We start from the raw sequence: 610 nt of genomic DNA, 5'->3' as shown, positions 1-610 counted from the left end.
CTGATGTAGATTGGGAACGTGTTACTGAGGAGCTGGATAAAATTGCTGGCTACCAAAATACCCAACTCTATGTTGAAGATAATACCGTTTCGGTTGTCGGCGAGCAGAAAAAGTATCGTGATCGCAACGAAGCTCATGAAAAAGCGGCAGCAGTCCTTTACAACGAAATGCCAGACAACATTGATACCTTTACTATCAATGAACGCAGTCGTGGTCTGATCGGCGATCAAACGGTTATCTCCAAAGAGAAATACCGTGACTTTGCAGAAGTTAACTACATCAATCCAAATATCGAAGATGCGACATCAACTTCGAGCGATAAACCGCAAGGTAAACCTGCTTACGACGGTTTTGAGCGCTTTGATTGGGGCTTCTCACCAAAACTAGCTCAGACCTTGGGCAACCCAGAAGAGTTCTATCTGTTCAGTGTTGGTTTAAGTGGCAGCGCCTCTTACTGGCTGACAGATAACCTAGAAATTGGTGGCTCGCTATACTGGGATTGGTACAACAACTACGACAAGTTTAACTACGTCACCCCACCAGACGGCACTTCGATTCCTCGTGTACGTACCATGTTCCGCGCTTATCAGAATGAACACGCGGTAACCAT

Annotated in this window: 1 protein-coding gene; it reads left to right on the top strand. The window is 45.7% G+C overall.

The genetic code is table 11. The features are described 5' to 3' along the window. Positions 1-610, top strand: a 610-nt coding sequence (locus tag R7190_RS28750) for a YjbH domain-containing protein (protein ID WP_318138046.1), incomplete at both ends; no start/stop codon positions are given.

The organism is Vibrio sp. 1078-1 (assembly GCF_033340475.1).
The sequence above is the reverse complement of the archived record's forward strand: the minus strand, read 5'-3'. Positions and strand labels throughout refer to the sequence as shown.